This is a genomic window from Nonomuraea fuscirosea, from assembly GCF_035917475.1.
In the GTDB taxonomy this organism is placed as follows: domain Bacteria; phylum Actinomycetota; class Actinomycetes; order Streptosporangiales; family Streptosporangiaceae; genus Nonomuraea; species Nonomuraea fuscirosea.
On sequence record NZ_CP109074.1, the window covers coordinates 11,878,409 to 11,896,689 of the forward strand.

Sequence of the window (18,281 nt, forward strand, 5' to 3'; positions counted from 1 at the left end):
CGCACCCTGAAGAACCTACCCGGCCGGATAAGCTCCGTGGCCATGAGTCACGTGAGCACCTCCTCACCGATACCCCCGGTGGTGGACGAGCTGTGGGAGCGCCGCGCGGAGCTGTCGCCGGCCGACGCCGAGGCACGCCACCTGGTGGTCGGCGCGATCGACCTGCTCGACAGAGGGCAGGCCCGTGCGGCCCACCTCGTCGGCGGCGAGGTCGTCGTGGACGAGCGCGCCAAGCGGGCGATCCTGCTCAGCTTCAAGGTGCTTGGCCTGGTCCGCTCGCAGGTGGGCGACTTCCACCAGCACGACCGGCATCCGCTCAAGAGCTCGCTCGACGGCGTCCGCGTGGTGCCGGGGGCGATCGCGCGCTGGGGCTCCTATCTGGCGCCCGGCGTGGTGCTGATGCCGTCGTTCACGAACATCGGCGCGTACGTCGACGCGGGCACGATGGTCGACACCTGGGCCACGGTCGGGTCCTGCGCCCAGATCGGCAAGAACGTGCACCTGTCCGGCGGCGTCGGCATCGGCGGCGTGCTGGAGCCGCCCGGCGCGGTGCCGGTCGTGGTCGAGGACGACGCGCTGATCGGCAGCCGGGCGATGATCGTGGAGGGCGCCAGGGTCGGCGAGGGCGCGGTCGTCGGCGCTGGAACGATCCTGTCCGCCTCGATGCCCGTCATCGACGTGGAGAGCGGCGAAGAACTGGCCCGCGGCGCCATCCCCGCGTGGTGCGTGGCGGTGGGCGGCACGCGGCAGAAGGAGTTCCCCGGCGGCACGTTCGGCCTGCCCTGCGTGCTGGTGATCAAGCGCCTGGAGCCGGGGCGCAGGCACGACAAGGCGGCGCTCAACGAGGTGCTGCGCGAACACGGAGTGAACACCTGATGCTTGACCTGACCCAGGACGTACGCGACCTGACCGCCGCGATCGTGGACATCGAGTCGGTGAGCGGCGCCGAGAAGGCGCTGGCCGACGAGGTCGAACGGGCGCTGACGGCGCTGCCGCACTTGAAGGTGAGCAGGTCTGGCGAGACGGTCGTGGCCCGCACGGAGCAGGGGCACGCCGAGCGGGTGCTGATCGCGGGCCACCTCGACACCGTTCCCCTCGCGGGCAACCTGCCCAGCCGGGTCGAGGGCGACCTGCTGTACGGGTGCGGCACCACCGACATGAAGGCCGGCGTGGCGGTCGCGCTCAGGCTGGCCGCCACCGTGCCCGCGCCCGTCAGGGACGTGACGTACGTCTTCTACGACTGCGAGGAGATCGAGGCCGAGCGCAACGGCCTCACCAGGGTCGCCAGGGAGCACCCGGGCTGGCTGGAGGCCGACTTCGCGGTGCTGATGGAGCCCACCGACGGCGTGATCGAGGGCGGCTGCCAGGGCACCCTGCGGGCCGAGGTCACGGTGACAGGACGGCGCTCCCACAGCGCCAGGTCGTGGTTCGGGGTCAACGCCATCCACGGGATCGAGCCGGTGCTGGCCAGGCTCAACGCGTACGAGGCGCGCCGGCCGGTGGTGGACGGGCTGGAATACCACGAGGGGCTGAACGCGGTCGGCGTGCGCGGCGGCGTGGCCGGCAACGTCATCCCCGACCTGTGCGTGGTGACGGTCAACTACCGCTTCGCCCCCGACCTGTCGATCGAGGCGGCGCAGGAGCACGTGCGTGAGGTGTTCGACGGCTTCGCGGTGAGCTTCACGGACGGCGCGCCCGCTGCCAGGCCGGGGCTGACGCATCCGGTGGCGGCGGCCTTCACCGCGGCCGTCGGCGGCACTCCGCGGGCCAAGCTGGGCTGGACGGACGTGGCCCGCTTCTCCGCGCTGGGGGTGCCGGCCGTCAACTACGGCCCCGGTGACCCGAACCTGGCGCACCAGCAGGGCGAGTACGTGTCGCTGCCCAAGATCGTGGAGAGCGAGCGGGCGATGCGTGACTGGCTCCACATGTGAAAGTGGCCTTCCTCGCCGGCCATTTGGCGGGGAAGACCACTTTCAGTCCCGAGCAGCACCCTCGGCAGTTAGACGCGGGGGAGTCGAAATCCGGTTCCCGGCTTCGTCCAGATTTTTTCAGACAATGTTCCGTCTGTCCCACCAGCGATTTCGCCCGCGGCAGGCAGCCTGGGACGGCGGAACCGACCGTGCGTGAGAAGGGCTAGCGTCATCCCCATGGAAAAGATTCGTCGAGAGCGCCGTCAGGGCCAAGCCGTCGTGCGTGGCGACCTCGTCCCCAGCTCCACCCACGACCAGCGGCTGCTGGCCCGCCAGGGACCCTCCGACTGGGTCCACATGGATCCGTGGCGGGTGCTGCGCATCCAGGCGGAGTTCGTGGAGGGCTTCGGCCAGCTGGCCGAGCTGCCGCCGGCGGTCACCGTGTTCGGCTCGGCCCGCACCGCGTCCGACACACCCGACTACGCGATGGGCCGGGCACTCGGCAGGAAGCTGGCCGAGACCGGTTACGCCGTGATCACGGGCGGCGGGCCCGGCGTCATGGAGTCGGCGAACCGCGGCGCGCTCGACGTCGACGGCGCGGTGTCGGTCGGGCTCGGCATCGAGCTGCCCTTCGAGCAGCGCATGAACGACTACGTCGACCTCGGCATCGAGTTCCGCTACTTCTTCGTACGCAAGACGATGTTCGTCAAGTACTCCTGCGGCTTCATCGCCCTGCCCGGCGGCTTCGGCACCCTCGACGAGCTGTTCGAGGCGCTCACGCTGGTGCAGACCCGCAAGGTCACCTCCTTCCCCGTGGTGCTGATGGGCTCGGAGTTCTGGGGCGGGCTGCTCGACTGGATCAAGAGCACGCTGCTCGGCACCGGCAAGATCGCGCCGCAGGACCTCGACCTGATCACCATTACGGACGACGTGGACGAGGCCGTACGGATCATCGTGGACGCCGACCGGGCCCGCTCCCGGCAGCGCGAGGAGGAGCTGAAGGCCACCGCCGCCCAGACCGCGGAGCCCCAGTAGGCCCAATAGGCTCTGACGACGTGAACATCTGCGTCTACTGCGCCTCAAGCCTCAACATCGACAAGAAGTACATCGAGCTGGCCGCGAACGTCGGCACCGAGCTCGCCCGGCGTGGCCACACCCTGGTGAGCGGCGGCGGGTCGGTGTCCTGCATGGGCGCCGTCACCGCCGCCACCAGGGCCGCCGGGGGCCGGACGGTCGGGGTGATCCCGCAGGCACTGGTGGACATGGAGGTGGCCGACGAGGAGTCAGACGAGCTGATCGTCACGGCCGACATGCGCGAGCGCAAGGGCATCATGGACGCCCGCTCCGACGCGTTCCTGGTGCTGCCCGGCGGCATCGGCACGCTGGAGGAGCTGTTCGAGATCTGGACCGCCCGCGTGCTCGGCCTGCACGATCGCCCGCTGGTCATCCTCGACCCCTACGGCCTGTACGACCCGCTCAAGACCCTGGTCGACGGCATGTACGAGCAGGGCTTCACCCGCCCCGACGTCTTCGACGCGATCTCCTGGACCTCGACCGTGACGGAGGCGTTCGCCGCGCTCGAAGCCCGCACCCAGCCGGTACGGCCGAGCGTCGCCGAACTCGGCGAGGCCGCGGGCTGACCTGCGCGGCTTCGCTCTCATCCGGGGCCGGACGCGGCAAGTGCGTGACCTCGTGCCCCGATGGTATGAGTACGATGCCAATGTGCTGGTCATACTCGCCATCGCCGCCGTCGCCATCTTGGCCTGCGTGGTGCTGGTCTCCCTCGGCAGGGGCGGTGAGCTGACCGAGTTCCCGCCCGACGTGCCGCCGCTCGACCTGCCCGAGGCGGGGCAGCTCACCGCGGTCGACTTCATGGCGCTCCAACTGCCGGTCAACCTGGTCGGCTACCACACGCAGAGCGTCGACGAGACCCTGCGCAGGGCCGCCGGGGCGATCAGCGCCCGCGACACCAGGATCGCGGTTCTGGAGCAGCGGGTCTCCGAGCTGCTGTCGAGCCGGCTGTACGCGCGGCAGGAGGTCTACGCCGCGCCGGGGGCGGGGCCGCGTACCGAGCACGAGCCCGAGGCGCCGGCCGCGCCGCGCGAGCTGCCCGAGTCCGGCGATCCCGTGCCTGCGGGCGAGGCCACGGCGATGTGGGAGCACGCCGCGCAGCTCAAGCGCCCGCCGGAGTGGCGGGTGGCCCAGCCGGGCGACACCGCCGCCCTCAACGGCGAGGCCCACGACGCGGCGGTCCAGGACGTTCAGAACGTGGACGAGACCGCCGCGAAGGCCGACGACGAGCCCGCCACGGAAACCGCGCAAGAGCGGCCCGACCAGACCGGCGAGGCCGCGGCCGACGATGAGAAGGCCGACGAGACGGTGGCGCTGCGCGAGCAGGCCTCGGACGGCGGCGCGGACGAGCCCCGGCCCGCCGGCCTGAGCAAGGACGGTGACGAGCGCCCGTGACCGAGCCCATCCGCTGCACCTGGGCGGGCCTGGCCGACCCGATGTACCTCGCCTACCACGACGACGAGTGGGGCCGCCCGCTCAAGGGCGACGACGAGGTCTTCGAGCGGGTCTCGCTGGAGGCGTTCCAGTCGGGCCTGTCGTGGCTGACGATTTTGCGCAAACGGGAGAACTTCCGCGCCGCCTTCGACCGCTTCTCGATCCCGAAGGTGGCCGCGTACACGGAGCAGGACGTGGAGCGCCTGCTCGGCGACGCGGGGATCATCCGCAACCGGGCCAAGATCGAGGCCGTCATCGGCAACGCCAGGGCCGCCCACGACCTGCCCGGCGGCCTGTCGGAGCTGGTGTGGCGGCACGCCGACCCCGACGCTCCCGTGCCCGCGACGATGGCCGACGTGCCCGCCGTCACCCCCGGCTCGAAGGCGCTGGCCAAGGAGCTGAAGAAACACGGCTTCCGGTTCGTCGGCCCGACCACGGCCTACGCGCTGATGCAGGCGATCGGCCTGGTCAACGACCACATCAAGGACTGCCTGGCGCGGAGCCGCTGAGCTCCACGCCGTGGCTGCGGCCCAGCGACCCGCCGACGGCCACGGTGATCACGGGGGTCCGGCCCGTGCGCACGCTGACGGTCTCGTCGGCGCTGACGACCTCGCGGGCGGAGCGGCCGAGCGTGATCGTCACGACGTCCACGGTCCTGCTCGGGTCGGCCACGGCCAGGGAGAGCCGTTCGCCGGCCCGGCGCAGCATCACCACGCAGGGCCGGTCCACGCTGACGATCCCCGCCGTCCCCGGCGTCCAGAACGTGGCCCCGAGCAGCGAGCGCGTCCGTACGGCCTGTACGTCCCGCGTGTTGGCCAGCACCCGCGCGGGCCGGGCGCGGTGGAAGGACCTGGTGCGCTCGCGGGTGGCGTTCGGCAGCAGGACGTAGGCGTAGGCGGCGTCGCACGGGTCGACGCCGTGGTCGTACCAGAACGTCACGTAACGCCGGGAGACGAGGTCGGCGGCGCCCTCGGTGTCGTCGCCCGCGTTGATGTCGCGCCAGCGGCCCGTCCGCGTCTCCACCAGCGTCGAGACCCCGTCGAAGACATAGCCGCCCGCCCCTGGCAGGTGGGCCCACCCGTCGCCCAGGTACGGCTCCGCCCGCGTGGCCCGGTTCTCCACCACGGTCTCGATCCGGCGGCCGTCGGTGCTGGTGATGCCGCTGCCCAGCGCGACCACGGCGGAATCGAGGCAGAACCACGACTTGCGCGCCCGCAGGCTGACGCCGTCACCGACCAGCTCCATGGCCGCGACGCCGTACCGCCGCTCCAGCGCCACCCCGCCCGCCTGCTCGTTGGCCGGCCGGTAGGCGCTGAAGTCGAGCCCGGCCCGTTCACGGGTGTCCACGGTGGTGCCGGGCAGCCGGTACGGATCCACGGTCGGCCAGAAGTCCTGCCCGTAGTGGTCGAGGTCGCCGGTGTAGAGATAGGTCATGCCGTCGCCGGTGTACCAGCCGCGCGGGTTCTCCCCGTTGATCGCCTCGTAGGCGGCGACCCGCCGCGACGACATGCCGATCGCGACCGACCAGCCGGGCCGCCGGTGCACGACCCGGTCCATCGAGGGGAACACGAAGTGCCCTGACGGCCCCGGCGCGGCCTCCACGCTCTTGTCGTCGAGCACCGCGACCGCCCGCCTGGTCTCGGGCACATCGGCGTGCCGCAGGTAGGCGCGGCTCCCGCCGCGCTCGATCCACCCCTTGGCCAGCGCCCTGAACCGGCTCCTGTACGGCTCGGGCGCGCTCTCGGCCAGCAGCAGCACGGCCCCGATCACGCCATGGCCCGCCACCCGGTCGGAGAACGCCTGCCGCGTCGCCGCCCGCCCCCTGACGGTGTCCATGAGCAGCCCGTCGTGGACGAAGGGCGCGAACGAGCGCTCGACCGCGTCCAGCACCACCTGCAGCCCGGGGTCTCTCACCTCCCAGGGGGAGCCGTGCAGCAGCGCCACGCTCTCGGAGACCGCGATGAGCAGGGACAGGCCGTAGGAGCCCGTGTAGGCCACGCTGCCGTGCTGGATGAACGAGCCGTCGCGGTAGAAGCCGTCGCCGCTCTCGGCGTAGGAGAACACGCTGTGGCGCCCGCCGTCGCGCACGTCGGACAGCCCGTCGCGGGCCAGCGCCAGCTTCCCGGGATCACGCCCGGCCACGCCGCGGAAGGCCACGATGGAGGCCTTGTCGGCCCGGTTGGAGCCGCTCTCCGAGGCGTCCGGCCAGCCCGCGCGCCGGTCGGCGTCGGGACAGAACCGGTCGATCGCCCTCAGGTACGCCTCCGCCCGGCCCGCGTCGAGCCGGTCGCCGAGCAGCACGCACACCCGGGCCAGCTCGGCGGGCGTGCCGATCTCCCAGAACCACCAGTTGCCCGTCTCCGCGAGCAGCTCGTTGTAGTGCCCCTCGTGCAGCAGGTCCAGCGCCTCGATCACCCGGGCCGCCACGGCGTCGTCGCCGTACTGGGCGGTGCCGGGCGTGGCCCACGCGGTGGCGATCAGGCGCAGCCGGCCGTAGCTGCCCGTCACGCGGCCGGGCCGGTCCCCGAGCGGCAGGTCCGGCCAGATGAGACCGGGCACCATCCCGGCCAGCCAGCCGGCGGCGCGCTCGCTGAGCGTGGTCAGCGGCCGGTCGTAGACCGGGTCGGAGGCGTCGAACCCGCCGCCCGTCAGCAGGTTCACGGCGCTCGCGCGCAGCCTCTCGAAGTCGTACGGAGCGGACGGGCGGGCGGAGCGGGAAGAGCGCATGGCACCAGCCTTACCCACGCGGACGTGGCGGCCCGGTCACTCCGCGTTGAACGCCGGCACTTCCTTGGCCAGGAAGGCCCGGGTGGCCTCGCGGTGGTCGCGGGTCGCGACGCATTCGTCCTGCAACTCGGCCTCCAGGGCGAGCGAGTCGGGCAGGGAGTGCGTGGCGGCGTAGGCCAGCGCTCGCTTGGTGGCGGCGTAGGCCAGCGTGGGGCCCTGCGCCAGCCGTACCGCGAGGTCCTGGGCGGTCTTCAGCACCTCGCCGGGCGGCACCACCCGGGTGACCAGGCCCAGCTCCAGCGCGCGGGCCGCGTCCAGTGCCTCGCCGAGCAGCATCAGCTCGGCGGCCCTGCCGGGGCCGACCAGGCGCTGCAGCGTCCACGACGCGCCCGTGTCGGGTGCCAGGCCGATGCCGGCGAAGGCCAGCGCGAACTTCGCCTTCTCCGAGGCCACCCGCAGGTCACAGGCGAAGGCCAGGGACGCGCCCGCGCCCGCGGCCACGCCGTTGACGGCGGCCACCACCGGCTTGGCCATGGTGGCGATCAGCTCCACGATCGGGTTGTAGTGCGCGCGCACGGTGTCGGCCAGGCCGCGGCCCGCCTCAAGGTTCGCGGCGTGCTCACGCAAATCCTGCCCGGCGCAGAAGGCCCGGCCCGAGCCGGTCAGCAGCACGGCCCTGACCGCGCGGTCGGCGGCGGCGCGGCGCAGGGCGGCGAGCAGCTCCTGCTTGGTCTCGGCGGTCAGCGAGTTCATCGCCTCGGGACGGTCGAGGGTGACGGTGGCGACGGCGTCGGCCATCTCGTAGCGGATCACATCAACTCCCTGTCGACGAACGCGGCGGCTGCGGGCAGCAGCCGGGCGGCTTCCTGCTCGAAGTAGACCCTGGCCTTCTCGCCCGGCCAGCCCGCGGGCAGCAGCTCCGGCGGGAGGCCGGGGTCGCGGAACAGGAAGTTGCGCCACCCGTGCACGAGTCTGCTCCTCGTGGCGAAGACCAGGTCGGCCGGGGCCTGTTCGGGCAGCGTGCTGACCAGCGTGACAGCTTCGGCGTGCCAGCTCTCGTACGCCTCGCCGATGGCGGTCAGATCCCAGGCCCTGGCCACCAGCTCGCGCGGGTCGCCCTCCAGCCCGGCGTCGAACCGGTCGGCCCGCACCCCCTCGCCTTCGAGCAGGTTGTCCAGCTCGATCGACGAGCGCGGACCGATCCAGGTCGTCTCCGACAGCGACGCGTAGCCCAGGAAGGTCAGGTCGGCTCTGAGCCGCTCTCTTCGCGGGCGCTCCTTGACCGGCTCGAAGACGATCAGATGCCAGCGGCCGTGCCAGGTCAGCGTTCCGGCTCGGTAAATTCTCAGTGCGGCCTCATCCAGCCGCCTGACGCATTTCGGCGTCAGCCCGTAGCCGGCGCCCTGCGGCAGTCTCAGCGGCCGCAGCCATCCCTGCCGCACCATGCGGGAAACCGCCGTGCGCACGGCGGGAGCGGCGATGTCCAGGGGTTTCATCAGCCGGACGAGCGCGGCGACGGAGACCTGTCCACCGCGTGAGCGTAAGTGGTCGCCATAGAGGTCGAACAGAGCGGCGCGAGCGTGCACGAGGTCCAGTTTGGACGTCATCGCACGCCTCGACAACGCATTCTGGGAGGAGATCGTTACCCATGAGCGCTCTCGATGCGGGAGAATAGGACATCACAGAAGACGTGAATGCGCCGACCACCCCCTCGGGAGGTCGGAAATCGCGGGCCGCGGGAGCCCAAGGCAGGAAGGGATGCACGCATGGCGGCGATGAAGCCGCGGACCGGCGATGGTCCGCTCGAGGTCACCAAGGAAGGGCGCGGCATTGTCATGCGGGTCCCCCTGGAGGGTGGCGGCCGGCTCGTCGTGGAGATCTCCGCCGACGAGGCGAAGGCCCTCGGCGAGGCGTTGAAGAACGTCGTCGGCTGAGAGCTCCCGAGAGACCACTTGATTGACGACCCTGGCGTGGCCCGGCGCCAGGGTCGCTGACGTTTGAGGAGATGTTCCCGTGCCCATTGAGACCACGGCGTCGGTGATCGCCGAGGTTCCCGGCGATGCCGAACTCCTGGCCGTACCCTACGCCTCCGACCTCGCTCCCGCGGTCGAGTTGCACCTGCCGGTGCCCGACCTGCTGGCGCACTACGAGGCCAAGGGAGAGGCGGGGGAGATCGTCGAGGTCCCGGTGGCACGGGCCGGCGGCGTGGGACGGGTCCTGCTGTACGGCGTCGGCGACGGCTCACCCCGCGCCCTGCGCCGGGCCGCCGCGGCGCTGACCAGGAAGGTCAAGGGCCGCGACACGCTGACCGTGGTGGCGCCCGAGGGTGACGTGGCCGCGTTCGCCGAGGCGGCGCTGCTGGCCGCCTACTCCTTCAAGATCGGTGCCGCGGGCAGGAAGCCCGTGCGGGCCCTGGTCTTCGCCGGCGCGGACGAGGCGGCCGTGCGCCGCGCCGCCGAGGTGGCGGGGGCCGTGGCGCTCGCCCGCGACCTGGCCAACACGCCCTCGTCCGTCAAGGACCCGTCCTGGCTCGCCGAGCGGGCCGCCGAGACCGGCGTGCCGGTCGAGGTGTGGGACGAGGAGCGGCTGCGGGCCGACGGGTTCGGCGGCATCCTCGCCGTCGGGAAGGGCTCGGCGAGGCCGCCCCGGCTGATCAAGCTCTCCTACACGCCCGCCGAGCCGGCCGAGCGCCACGTGGTGCTCGTGGGCAAGGGCATCACGTTCGACTCGGGCGGCCTGTCGCTCAAGCCGAACGAGAACATGAAGACGCAGAAGACCGACATGGCGGGCGGCGCGGTCGTCATCGCCGTGCTCGGCGCGCTGGCCGCGCTCAAGGCTCCCGTACGCGTGACCGGGCTCGTCGCCGCCGCCGAGAACATGCCGTCCGGCACCGCCCAGCGGCCCAGCGACGTCATCACCCCCTACGGCGGGCGCACGGTCGAGGTGCTCAACACCGACGCCGAGGGGCGGCTGGTGCTGGCCGACGCGCTGGCCTACGCCGACGCCGTGCTCGACCCCGACGCGGTGGTCGACGTCGCCACGCTGACCGGGGCGATCACGGTCGCGCTCGGGCGTCACGTCGGCGCCGTCTACTCCCCGGACGACGTCCTGGCCAAGGAGCTCGTGGAGGCCGGGCAGGCCGCCGACGACCGGCTGTGGCGGATGCCGCTGATCGAGGACTACGCGCCCGCGCTGGAGTCGTCGATCGCCGACCTGGCCAACGTCGAGTCCGGGTCCAGGTTCGGCGCGGGCTCCATCACGGCGGCGCTGTTCCTGCGGGAGTTCGCGGGCCGGCGGCCGTGGGCGCACCTCGACATCGCCGGCGTCGGGCGCAGCACGGTCGACGAGGGCACCCTCAGCAAGGGCGCCACCGGCTTCGGCGTCCGCGTCCTGCTGGAGTGGCTCACCCGACGCTGACCGGCGTCCCGCCGCGGCGCTCCGCCCGAGCCCGTACGGCGTCGCGCCGGACGGGCGCGCCCGCGGCCGGTCCGCCGGGCGGATCGTCGCCGGCTAGTCGGCGATCTTGACGGCGGCGAGGAGGCCGTCGCCCAGCGGCATCAGCACCGAACGCAGGCGCTCGTCCGACTGCACCAGCTTGCCCACCTCGCGCAGCGTCACCGTCTCGGTGTCACGCTGCGCGGGGTCGGCCACCCGGTTGTGCCACAACATGTTGTCGAAGGCCACGATGCCGCCCACGCGCAGCAGCCGGACGGCCTCGGCCAGGTAGTCGGCGTATTCGTGTTTCGCGGCGTCGGCGAACACCATGTCGTAGCCGCCGTCCGACAGCCGCGGCAGCACGTCGAGCGCCCGCCCCGAGATGAGACGCACCCGGCCGCCGGAGAACCCGGCCTCCGCGAACGCCTGCCTGGCCAGCCGCTGATGCTCGGGCTCGACGTCGACGCTGGTCAGCGTGCCGTCCGCGCGCATGCCGCGCAGCAGCCACAGCCCCGACACCCCGCAGCCCGTGCCGACCTCGACGACGGACTTGGCGTTCACGGCGGTGGCGAGGAAGCACAGGGCCGCCCCTCCGCCGGGAAGGATGGGCATGGCCCCCATCTCAAGCCCGCGCTGACGCGCCGCGTGCAGGATCTCATCTTCGTGATGGAACTGCTCCGCATAGGCCAGAGTGGCCTCCACCGGACTGGTCATCGGCCTCCTCCCCCCACTTTCGTGCGATTGGTCCGCGAGATTGGCACCGATCGCAGCCTAGGGGAGACACGCCGGGACGGGAACTCAGGAGGGACCTAAGGCGTTGCAGGTTTAAACGGGCTTTGCCGGTCCGGAAGGCAGGCAGTACGCACGAAGGGACGAAACCAGGCACTATGGCGGTAGCGGTGGTCCCAGAGAGAGGAGTCCTGGTGGACGAAAGCGACCACCAGCCGGATACTCCCGTTTCGTCTGACTGGACGCCTCCCAGCTGGGAGGAAGTGGTGCGGACTCACTCCGCGCGTGTGTATCGGCTGGCCTACCGGCTGACCGGCAACGTTCACGATGCCGAAGACCTGACGCAGGAGGTCTTCGTCCGGGTTTTCAGGTCGCTGTCGAGCTACACCCCCGGCACGTTCGAGGGGTGGCTGCACCGGATCACGACGAACCTGTTCCTCGACATGGCGCGGCGCAAGCAGCGCATCAGGTTCGAAGGTCTGGCCGACGACGCCGCCGAGCGGCTGCGCGGCCGCGAGCCGTCGCCGGCGCAGGCGCTCGACGACGCTCACTTGGAGCCCGACATCCAGGCCGCCCTCGACGCGCTCGCCCCCGAGTTCCGGGCCGCGATCGTGCTGTGTGACATCGAGGGCCTGTCTTACGAGGAGATCGCGGCCACGCTCGGCGTCAAGCTGGGTACGGTCCGAAGCCGTATTCACCGTGGCCGGGCGCAGTTGCGGGAGGCGCTCGACCATCGGGCCCCCCGTAATTCTCAACTCCCCCCGACCGTGATCCGTGGGGAGGAAGTCTGATATGGCTCATCTTGGAGAACGTGTATCCGCGCTCGTCGACGGAGAGCTCAACCACACCGAACGTGAGCGCGCGCTCGCCCATCTGACTTTCTGCGCTGACTGCAGGCGCGAGGTCGAGTCGATGCGGGCGCTGAAGACGCGCCTGCGCTCGCTGGAGACTCCCGCGATGCCGGCCGACCTGACCATGTCGCTGCTCAGGATGGCGGAGCCGGGCGGCCCGCTGCCGCCGAGGGAGCGCCCTTTCCCCTCCCGCACGTTCGGCGGTGTGCCCATCCCCGGTCCCCACAGCATCGCGCCGCTGGACAACCGCCCGCGCAGGGACGCCACCGGTGGGGGCTCGGGCCCTGGCCGCGGTTCTAGGAGGCGCACGACGTACGTGGCGGTCGGGGTGGTCTCCGCGGCCGTGGCGCTCGGCACCTTCTTCGCCGCCTCGGGCGTGGGGCAGAACAATCCGGCTCCGCCGGTTGAACTGTTCCAGCAGCAGGCTCGTACTACGCCTACGAACGCTCCTTCCACCGCCACGCCTTGACCCCCCGGTATGCCGGGGACAGACGGTTGGCGTAGTCGGCGGCGAGCGGGGCATACGATCTGGGTTCGGGAATTGTCACAAGCAAGTCCTGACTAAAGCTTTATGACCCTCGTATGCCGCAGTAGCGAGGATTGCGGTGGCCGAGCCAAGGAGTGGTGAGACTTAGATGACCGACGAGCGCCCCAGAGAAGGACGCACGCCGTCGGACTACCCCGAGCCACAGGGGCGGCCGGACTTCCTGCCCGCGGACGACAGGTCCGACTACGACGGCAGGCGGCCCGAGCCGCCCGCCTCGTTCGGCTCGTCGTGGGGCGACCCGACGGGCCGCTCCGAGGGCTACGGCTCGCCGCCGTACGAGTACCGCTCGTACGACGCCTCATCCTCCAGCGGCTCCCCATCCGGCGCGTCCTCCCACGACCCCCGCACCGGCCCCCAGACCGGTCCCTACGCCGGCTCCCAGACCGGCCCTCAGACCGGCCCCCAGTTCAGTGTTCCCACGTTCGGTCCTCCCGACGGCGGGGGCTCCGGGCAGCCCTACGGCTCGTCCGGCGGAGGTCCGTCCGGCGGAAACTCGCCCGACAACGGCACCCGCGCCTACGACAGCCCCTTCTTCGGCGCGTCCGACAGCGGCGCGCGCTCCTACGAGGGCCCGCCGTTCGGTTCCTCGGGCGAGCAGCCGCCCTACGGCGGCGCCCGCCCCTACGGCGGATCCGCTCCGCCGCCCCCGCGCCAGGCACTCGGCATGGGCACGGGCTGGGCGCCACCGCCCCCCGGTCCGCAGGGCACGGGCGCGGCCAGGCGCGGCCCCTCCACCGGCCTCCTCGTCGTGCTGGCCGTGGTGATCGCCCTGGGCGCCTCGATGCTCGGCAGCGTCGGCACCTACCTGCTGACCAAGCCGGCCGACGGCAACGACCCCTCCTACAGCCTCGGCCCGCTTCCGACCGGCGCCACCAACCGCGCCCCCGACTCGGTCGCCGGCGTGGCCTCGCGGGTGCTGCCCAGCGTGGTCTCGCTGGAGGTCGGCAACGGCAGCAACACCGAGGGCGCCACCGGGTCCGGCTTCCTGATCAAGAACGGCTACGTGGTCACCAACAACCACGTGGTCTCGCTGGCCGCCAAGGGCGGCGAGATCCGGATCATGTTCAACAACCGCAAGACCACCTCGGCCCGCATCGTCGGCCGCGACCCCGGCTCCGACCTGGCCGTGGTCAAGCCGGAGGAGACGTTCGGGACGCCGGAGATCACCCTCGGCAACTCCGACCAGGTCGTGGTGGGCGACCCCGTCATCGCCATCGGCTCTCCCCTGGGCCTGACCGGCACGGTGACCACCGGCATCGTCAGCTCGCTCAACCGCCCGGTCATCGCGGGTGACGACACCGGCACCAGCGCCGAGGAGCCCGCGTACATCAGCGCGATCCAGACCGACGCGGCCATCAACCCCGGCAACTCGGGCGGGCCGCTGGTGAACGGCCGGGGCGAGGTCGTCGGCGTCAACTCGGCGATCGCCACGCTCGGGCGCTCGATGAGCAGCCAGAGCGGCAGCATCGGCCTGGGCTTCGCGATCCCCGTCAACCAGACGCGCCGGGTGGCGGAAGAGCTGATCACGACCGGCAAGGCCAAGCGGCCCAAGATCGGCATCGTGCTGGAGAAGGACTACCGCGGGGTCGGCGTGAAGATCGCCACCGAGCCGGCCGGTGGCCAGCAGCCGGTGGACGCCAACGGGCCGGCCGGGAAGGCGGGCCTGAAGGCGGGTGACGTGATCCTGGAGATCGACGGGCTGGCGCTGCAGGACGGCAACGAGCTGATCGCCCTGATCCGCAGCAAGGCCCCGGGCGCCAAGATCAACGTCAAGTACCAGCGCGACGGCAAGGAACGCTCCGCCACGCTCGTCGTGACGGCGGACGACGAGCCCACGCCGTCACCGTCCTGACCGGCACCACGATCAGGTTCTACGCTCCGGGAGACACGACCGTCTCCCGGAGCCCTGTTCGTCCGGGAACGGACCCCCCTGGGCGGAGCCGTCCGCGCCGGTGATATGACCTAGGTGGACGGCCGACCTACCCCCGGGAGCCCGTAGTCTGTGGATAGGCCGGGGTTGTCCTCGGAGTGGTTGGACTGCGGTAGGAGCTCACGGTGTTCGGACTTGGGTGGATGGAGGTCGGAGCGCTGATCGTGATCGCGCTCCTCGTCTTCGGCCCCGACAAACTGCCTCAGGCCGCCTCGCAGGCGGGCAAGACGCTGCGCAACCTGCGGCGGATGGCGAACAACGCGCGTGACGACCTTCGCGCCGGCCTGGGCCCGGAGTTCCAGAACTTCGACCCCGCCGACCTCAACCCGCGCAACTTCGTCCGCAAGCACCTCCTCGACGACATCGAGGACGACTGGAACAACAACGGCAAGCAGCAGTCGCTGGAGCCGGCCGCCACGGCCCCCTACGAGCCTGAGCCGGTCGACGAGCTCGCCTTCGGTGAGATCCCGCCCTACGACGCCGAGGCCACCTGAGCGGCCCGCACACGCGAAGAGCCCGCCCTCCGCTTCCGCGGTGAGCGGGCTCTCGTCCGTGCTCCGGGTCAGCGGTTCGGGGACAGGCCCAGCTGCAGGCCCTTCAGGCTGGAGGAGCGCTTGCTCAGGCCGGCCGCGATCTTGCGCAGCTCGGCGGCGGCCGGGGTGTCGGGGTCGGTCAGCACCAGCGGCTTGCCCTCGTCGCCGCCCTCGCGCAGCCGCAGGTCGATCGGCACCTGGCCGAGCAGCGGCACCCGGGAGCCGAGCGTGCGGGTGAGCGCGTCGGCGACGGTCTGGCCGCCGCCCTCGCCGAACACGGCGATGCGCTCGTCGCAGTGGGGGCAGGGCAGCCAGGCCATGTTCTCGATGACGCCGGCGATCTGCTGGTGGGTCTGGGCGGCGATGGATCCGGCCCGCTCGGCCACCTCGGCGGCGGCCTGCTGCGGCGTCGTCACGACCAGGATCTCGGCGGACGGCAGCCGCTGCGCGACCGAGATGGCGATGTCGCCGGTGCCGGGCGGCAGGTCGAGCAGGAGCACGTCGAGGTCGCCCCAGTAGACGTCGGCGAGGAACTGGTGCAGCGCCCGGTCGAGCATGGGCCCGCGCCAGACCACCGCCGAGTTGCCCGGCGGCTTGAACATCCCGACCGAGATGACCTTGATGTCGTGCGCCACCGGCGGCATGATCATGTCCTCGACCTTGGTGGGCCGCTCGGCGGCGCCCAGCATGCGAGGAACGCTGTGACCGTAGATGTCGGCGTCGACGATGCCGACCTTGAGCCCGCTCGCGGCCATGGCGGCGGCGAGGTTGACCGTGACGGAGGACTTGCCCACGCCGCCCTTGCCGCTGGCCACCGCGAAGACGCGGGTCAGCGAGCCGGGCTGGTTGAACGGGATCTCCTTCTCGGGCCCGCGGTCACCGCGCAGCTTGGTCTGCAGGACCTTGCGCTGCTCGGTGCTCATCACGTCGAGCTCGATCTGGACGCCCGTCACGCCCTCGACCTTGCCGACGGCGGTGGTGACGTCACGGGTGATGGTGTCCTTCATCGGACATCCGGCCACGGTGAGGTAGACGCCGACGCGCACCGCCCCGTCCGGAGCGATCTCGATGCTCTTGACCATGTCGAGGTCCGTGATCGGGCGGCGGATCTCGGGGTCGATGACGGTGGAGAGCGCCGCCGTCACCAGTTCCTGGGTAGGTGCCATCGAAGTCTCGGCACGAGGGAGTGCCGTCCCTCCTTAGTCGATATATGTGTGGCAGGCGCGGGACGCCAGCGAGGATGCCCCTCCATGGTATGAACCGGCGCCCCCGCTGAGTTAATCCGCACTGTCAGATGTCCGTGCGAAGTGTGGCTGCGCTGACGTCCTCATCAGGTTACTCCGTGACGCCCGCGGCCGCCGAGGAGGTGGGGCCGCTCTCACCGGCGCTCCTGCGCGCCGTCCCTCAGCTCCTCCAGCAGCCGGTTCAGCTCGGCGCGGAGATAGTCGCGGGTGGCCACCTCGCTCAGCGCGATGCGCAGCCCCGCGATCTCGCGCGTCAGGTACTCGATCTCGGCCTGGTTGCGCTCGGAGGTCTCGCGGTCCTGCTCGTACTGGACGCGGTCGCGGTCGTCCTGGCGGTTCTGGGCCAGCAGGATCAGCGGTGCCGCGTAGCTGGCCTGCAACGACAGCATCAGCGTGAGGAAGATGAACGGATAGGGGTCGAACGTGAGGCGGGCCGGCGCGGCCACGTTCCAGATCACCCAGACGCTCACGAAGACGGTCATGTAGACGATGAACCGGGCGGTGCCGAGGAAGCGGGCGATCTGCTCCGACAGCCGCCCGAACGCCTCGGGGTCGTAGTGGGGGCGCAGCGTGCGCCGCAGCGCGCGCGGCTGGTCGAGGCGGTCACTCGTCACGGTCGTCCGCCCTTTCGCGCCAGCCCTCGGGCAGCATGTGGTCCAGCACGTCGTCCACGGTCACCGCGCCGACGAGCCGGCCCAGCTCGTCCACGACGGGCGCCGCGACCAGGTTGTAGTTGGCCATGTAGTACGTGACCTCGCGCAGCGTGAACTCGGGCCTGATCGGGTCGATCGACGGGTCGAGCACGCTGCCGAGCAGGGTGGACGGAGGCTCGCGCAGCAGCCGCTGGAAGTGCGAGACGCCCAGGTACTTGCCCGTCGGCGTCTCGTTCGGCGGCCTGGTCACGTAGACCTGGGCGGCCACGGCGGGCGGGAGGTCCTGCTGCCTGATGTGCGCCAGCGCCTCGGCGACCGTGGCGGTGGGCGGGAGGATCACCGGCTCGCTGGTCATCACGCCGCCGGCGCTGGTCTCCGGGTACTTCAGCAGCCGCCGCACCGGCGCGGCCTCGCCCGGCTCCATCAGCGCCAGCAGCTCGGCCGCCCGCTCGGCCGGCAGGTCGTGCAGCAGGTCGGCGGCGTCGTCGGGCCCCATCTCCTCCAGCACGTCGGCCGCCCGCTCCGGCTCCAGCGTCTCCAGGATGCCGATCTGGTCGTCGGGCGGCAGCTCCTCCAGCACGTCGGCCAGCCGGATGTCGTTGAGCGCTCGGGCGATCTCGAAGCGGCGCTTGCTCGGCAGGTCGTGCAGCGCACTGGCCATGTCGGCGGCCCGCAGCGACTCGAACGCGGAGATCAGCCCGCTGGCCCCCTGGTCCTGCTGCAGCGTGTCGAACCCGGAGACCTCCTCCCAGTCCACGATCCGGGGCTCGCGCCGTCTGCCCTTGTAGACGGCGACCTTGGTGATCTCCCAGGTGGACGGCCTGACCTCCTCCATCGCCACGTCGTAGACCGTCATGGGCTGGTCGCCGAGGCGTACGCCCAGGTCGAGCATCTCGCCGATGACCAGCGTCTCCGCGGCGCGCTGCTCGAACCTGCGCATGTTGAGCCGCCCGGTGAAGACCAGGGAGCCCGCCTCGATGCGGCGGACCCGGGTGATGGGCAGGAAGACGGGGCGGCGCGGCTGCACCTCCACCACGAAGCCGTGGACGTTGGGGCGGCGGCCGATCCGCAGTCCGACCACGACGTCTCGCACGCGGCCGATCTGGTCTCCCGCGGGGTCGAAGACCGGGGTGCCCGGCAGCCGGGCCACGAAGATCTTCACGTGGTCAGGCTAACAGTGCCGTCTTATTGCGCCTGGGACGCCCGGCGTGTCAGTA

Annotated in this window: 19 protein-coding genes; 12 read left to right on the forward strand and 7 right to left on the reverse strand. The window is 71.6% G+C overall.

Features of this window, described 5'->3' with window-relative positions; genetic code table 11:
- The first annotated feature begins 42 nt into the window (after positions 1-42).
- The 6 genes from OIE67_RS54840 to OIE67_RS54865 all read left to right on the forward strand — a co-directional run bounded on the left by OIE67_RS54840 (position 43) and on the right by OIE67_RS54865 (position 4,924).
- Entirely contained in the window at positions 43-876 is an 834-nt protein-coding gene (locus OIE67_RS54840; protein ID WP_106241062.1) for a 2,3,4,5-tetrahydropyridine-2,6-dicarboxylate N-succinyltransferase, read from the forward strand.
- Positions 876-1,931: a succinyl-diaminopimelate desuccinylase gene (gene dapE, locus OIE67_RS54845; protein WP_326635250.1), complete on the forward strand. Its 1,056-nt coding sequence runs from the start codon at positions 876-878 to the stop codon at positions 1,929-1,931. The genes OIE67_RS54840 and dapE overlap by 1 nt, the downstream gene beginning before the upstream one ends.
- Positions 1,932-2,147: 216 nt before the next feature.
- Positions 2,148-2,945 carry an LOG family protein gene (locus tag OIE67_RS54850; protein WP_326635252.1) on the forward strand — a complete coding sequence of 266 codons (798 nt, stop codon included), beginning with the start codon at positions 2,148-2,150 and terminating at the stop codon, positions 2,943-2,945.
- A gap of 20 nt (positions 2,946-2,965) precedes the next feature.
- Positions 2,966-3,550 (forward strand): LOG family protein, encoded by a 585-nt coding sequence (locus tag OIE67_RS54855; protein ID WP_326635254.1) that lies wholly within the window; start codon positions 2,966-2,968, stop codon positions 3,548-3,550.
- Between the two features lie 82 nt (positions 3,551-3,632).
- Positions 3,633-4,376 (forward strand): hypothetical protein, encoded by a 744-nt coding sequence (locus OIE67_RS54860; RefSeq protein WP_326635256.1) that lies wholly within the window; start codon positions 3,633-3,635, stop codon positions 4,374-4,376.
- 41 nt (positions 4,377-4,417) lie between these two features.
- Positions 4,418-4,924, forward strand: coding sequence for a DNA-3-methyladenine glycosylase I (locus tag OIE67_RS54865; RefSeq protein ID WP_326645810.1), 507 nt, complete (start codon positions 4,418-4,420; stop codon positions 4,922-4,924).
- Here OIE67_RS54865 and OIE67_RS54870 read toward each other — a convergent pair.
- From OIE67_RS54870 to OIE67_RS54880, 3 genes are read right to left on the reverse strand one after another with little or no spacing between them, the layout of a single operon-like run.
- A complete protein-coding gene (locus OIE67_RS54870) occupies positions 4,896-7,142 on the reverse strand; it encodes a polysaccharide lyase 8 family protein (protein WP_326635258.1) in 2,247 nt (748 codons plus the stop codon). The genes OIE67_RS54865 and OIE67_RS54870 overlap by 29 nt on opposite strands.
- A 36-nt stretch (positions 7,143-7,178) precedes the next feature.
- Positions 7,179-7,940 (reverse strand): enoyl-CoA hydratase-related protein, encoded by a 762-nt coding sequence (locus OIE67_RS54875; RefSeq protein ID WP_326645812.1) that lies wholly within the window; start codon positions 7,938-7,940, stop codon positions 7,179-7,181.
- 11 nt (positions 7,941-7,951) lie between these two features.
- A complete protein-coding gene (locus OIE67_RS54880) occupies positions 7,952-8,749 on the reverse strand; it encodes a PaaX family transcriptional regulator (RefSeq protein ID WP_326635260.1) in 798 nt (265 codons plus the stop codon).
- 159 nt (positions 8,750-8,908) lie between these two features.
- Here OIE67_RS54880 and OIE67_RS54885 point away from each other — a divergent pair, with 159 nt between their 5' ends.
- Together OIE67_RS54885 and OIE67_RS54890 are read left to right on the forward strand one after the other, a co-directional pair.
- Positions 8,909-9,076: a DUF3117 domain-containing protein gene (locus OIE67_RS54885; RefSeq protein ID WP_020545024.1), complete on the forward strand. Its 168-nt coding sequence runs from the start codon at positions 8,909-8,911 to the stop codon at positions 9,074-9,076.
- Positions 9,077-9,155: 79 nt separating this feature from the next.
- Positions 9,156-10,559, forward strand: coding sequence for a leucyl aminopeptidase (locus OIE67_RS54890; RefSeq protein WP_326635280.1), 1,404 nt, complete (start codon positions 9,156-9,158; stop codon positions 10,557-10,559).
- A 93-nt stretch (positions 10,560-10,652) separates the two neighbouring features.
- Here OIE67_RS54890 and OIE67_RS54895 read toward each other — a convergent pair whose 3' ends face one another.
- Positions 10,653-11,291, reverse strand: coding sequence for an O-methyltransferase (locus OIE67_RS54895; protein ID WP_106240850.1), 639 nt, complete (start codon positions 11,289-11,291; stop codon positions 10,653-10,655).
- Between the two features lie 173 nt (positions 11,292-11,464).
- Here OIE67_RS54895 and sigE point away from each other — a divergent pair, with 173 nt between their 5' ends.
- The 4 genes from sigE (at position 11,465) to OIE67_RS54915 (ending at position 15,128) form a co-directional block, all read left to right on the forward strand.
- Positions 11,465-12,097, forward strand: a complete 633-nt coding sequence (gene sigE / locus OIE67_RS54900; RefSeq protein ID WP_326635284.1) for an RNA polymerase sigma factor SigE — start codon at positions 11,465-11,467, stop codon at positions 12,095-12,097.
- A 1-nt stretch (position 12,098) separates the two neighbouring features.
- Positions 12,099-12,626, forward strand: a complete 528-nt coding sequence (locus tag OIE67_RS54905) for an anti-sigma factor family protein (protein ID WP_106240857.1) — start codon at positions 12,099-12,101, stop codon at positions 12,624-12,626.
- A 166-nt stretch (positions 12,627-12,792) separates the two neighbouring features.
- Complete coding sequence (locus OIE67_RS54910; RefSeq protein WP_326635288.1) at positions 12,793-14,556, forward strand: S1C family serine protease; 1,764 nt, start codon at positions 12,793-12,795, stop codon at positions 14,554-14,556.
- Between the two features lie 203 nt (positions 14,557-14,759).
- Complete coding sequence (locus tag OIE67_RS54915) at positions 14,760-15,128, forward strand: sec-independent translocase (protein ID WP_326635290.1); 369 nt, start codon at positions 14,760-14,762, stop codon at positions 15,126-15,128.
- A 68-nt stretch (positions 15,129-15,196) separates the two neighbouring features.
- Here OIE67_RS54915 and OIE67_RS54920 read toward each other — a convergent pair whose 3' ends face one another.
- The 3 genes from OIE67_RS54920 to OIE67_RS54930 form a co-directional block, all read right to left on the reverse strand.
- On the reverse strand, positions 15,197-16,333 hold the full coding sequence (locus tag OIE67_RS54920; RefSeq protein WP_106240863.1) for an Mrp/NBP35 family ATP-binding protein: 1,137 nt from the start codon (positions 16,331-16,333) through the stop codon (positions 15,197-15,199).
- 212 nt (positions 16,334-16,545) lie between these two features.
- Positions 16,546-17,025: a DUF1003 domain-containing protein gene (locus OIE67_RS54925; protein WP_326635293.1), complete on the reverse strand. Its 480-nt coding sequence runs from the start codon at positions 17,023-17,025 to the stop codon at positions 16,546-16,548.
- Positions 17,015-18,226, reverse strand: a complete 1,212-nt coding sequence (locus OIE67_RS54930; RefSeq protein WP_407674822.1) for a magnesium transporter MgtE N-terminal domain-containing protein — start codon at positions 18,224-18,226, stop codon at positions 17,015-17,017. The genes OIE67_RS54925 and OIE67_RS54930 overlap by 11 nt, the downstream gene beginning before the upstream one ends.
- Between the last annotated feature and the right edge of the window lie 55 nt (positions 18,227-18,281).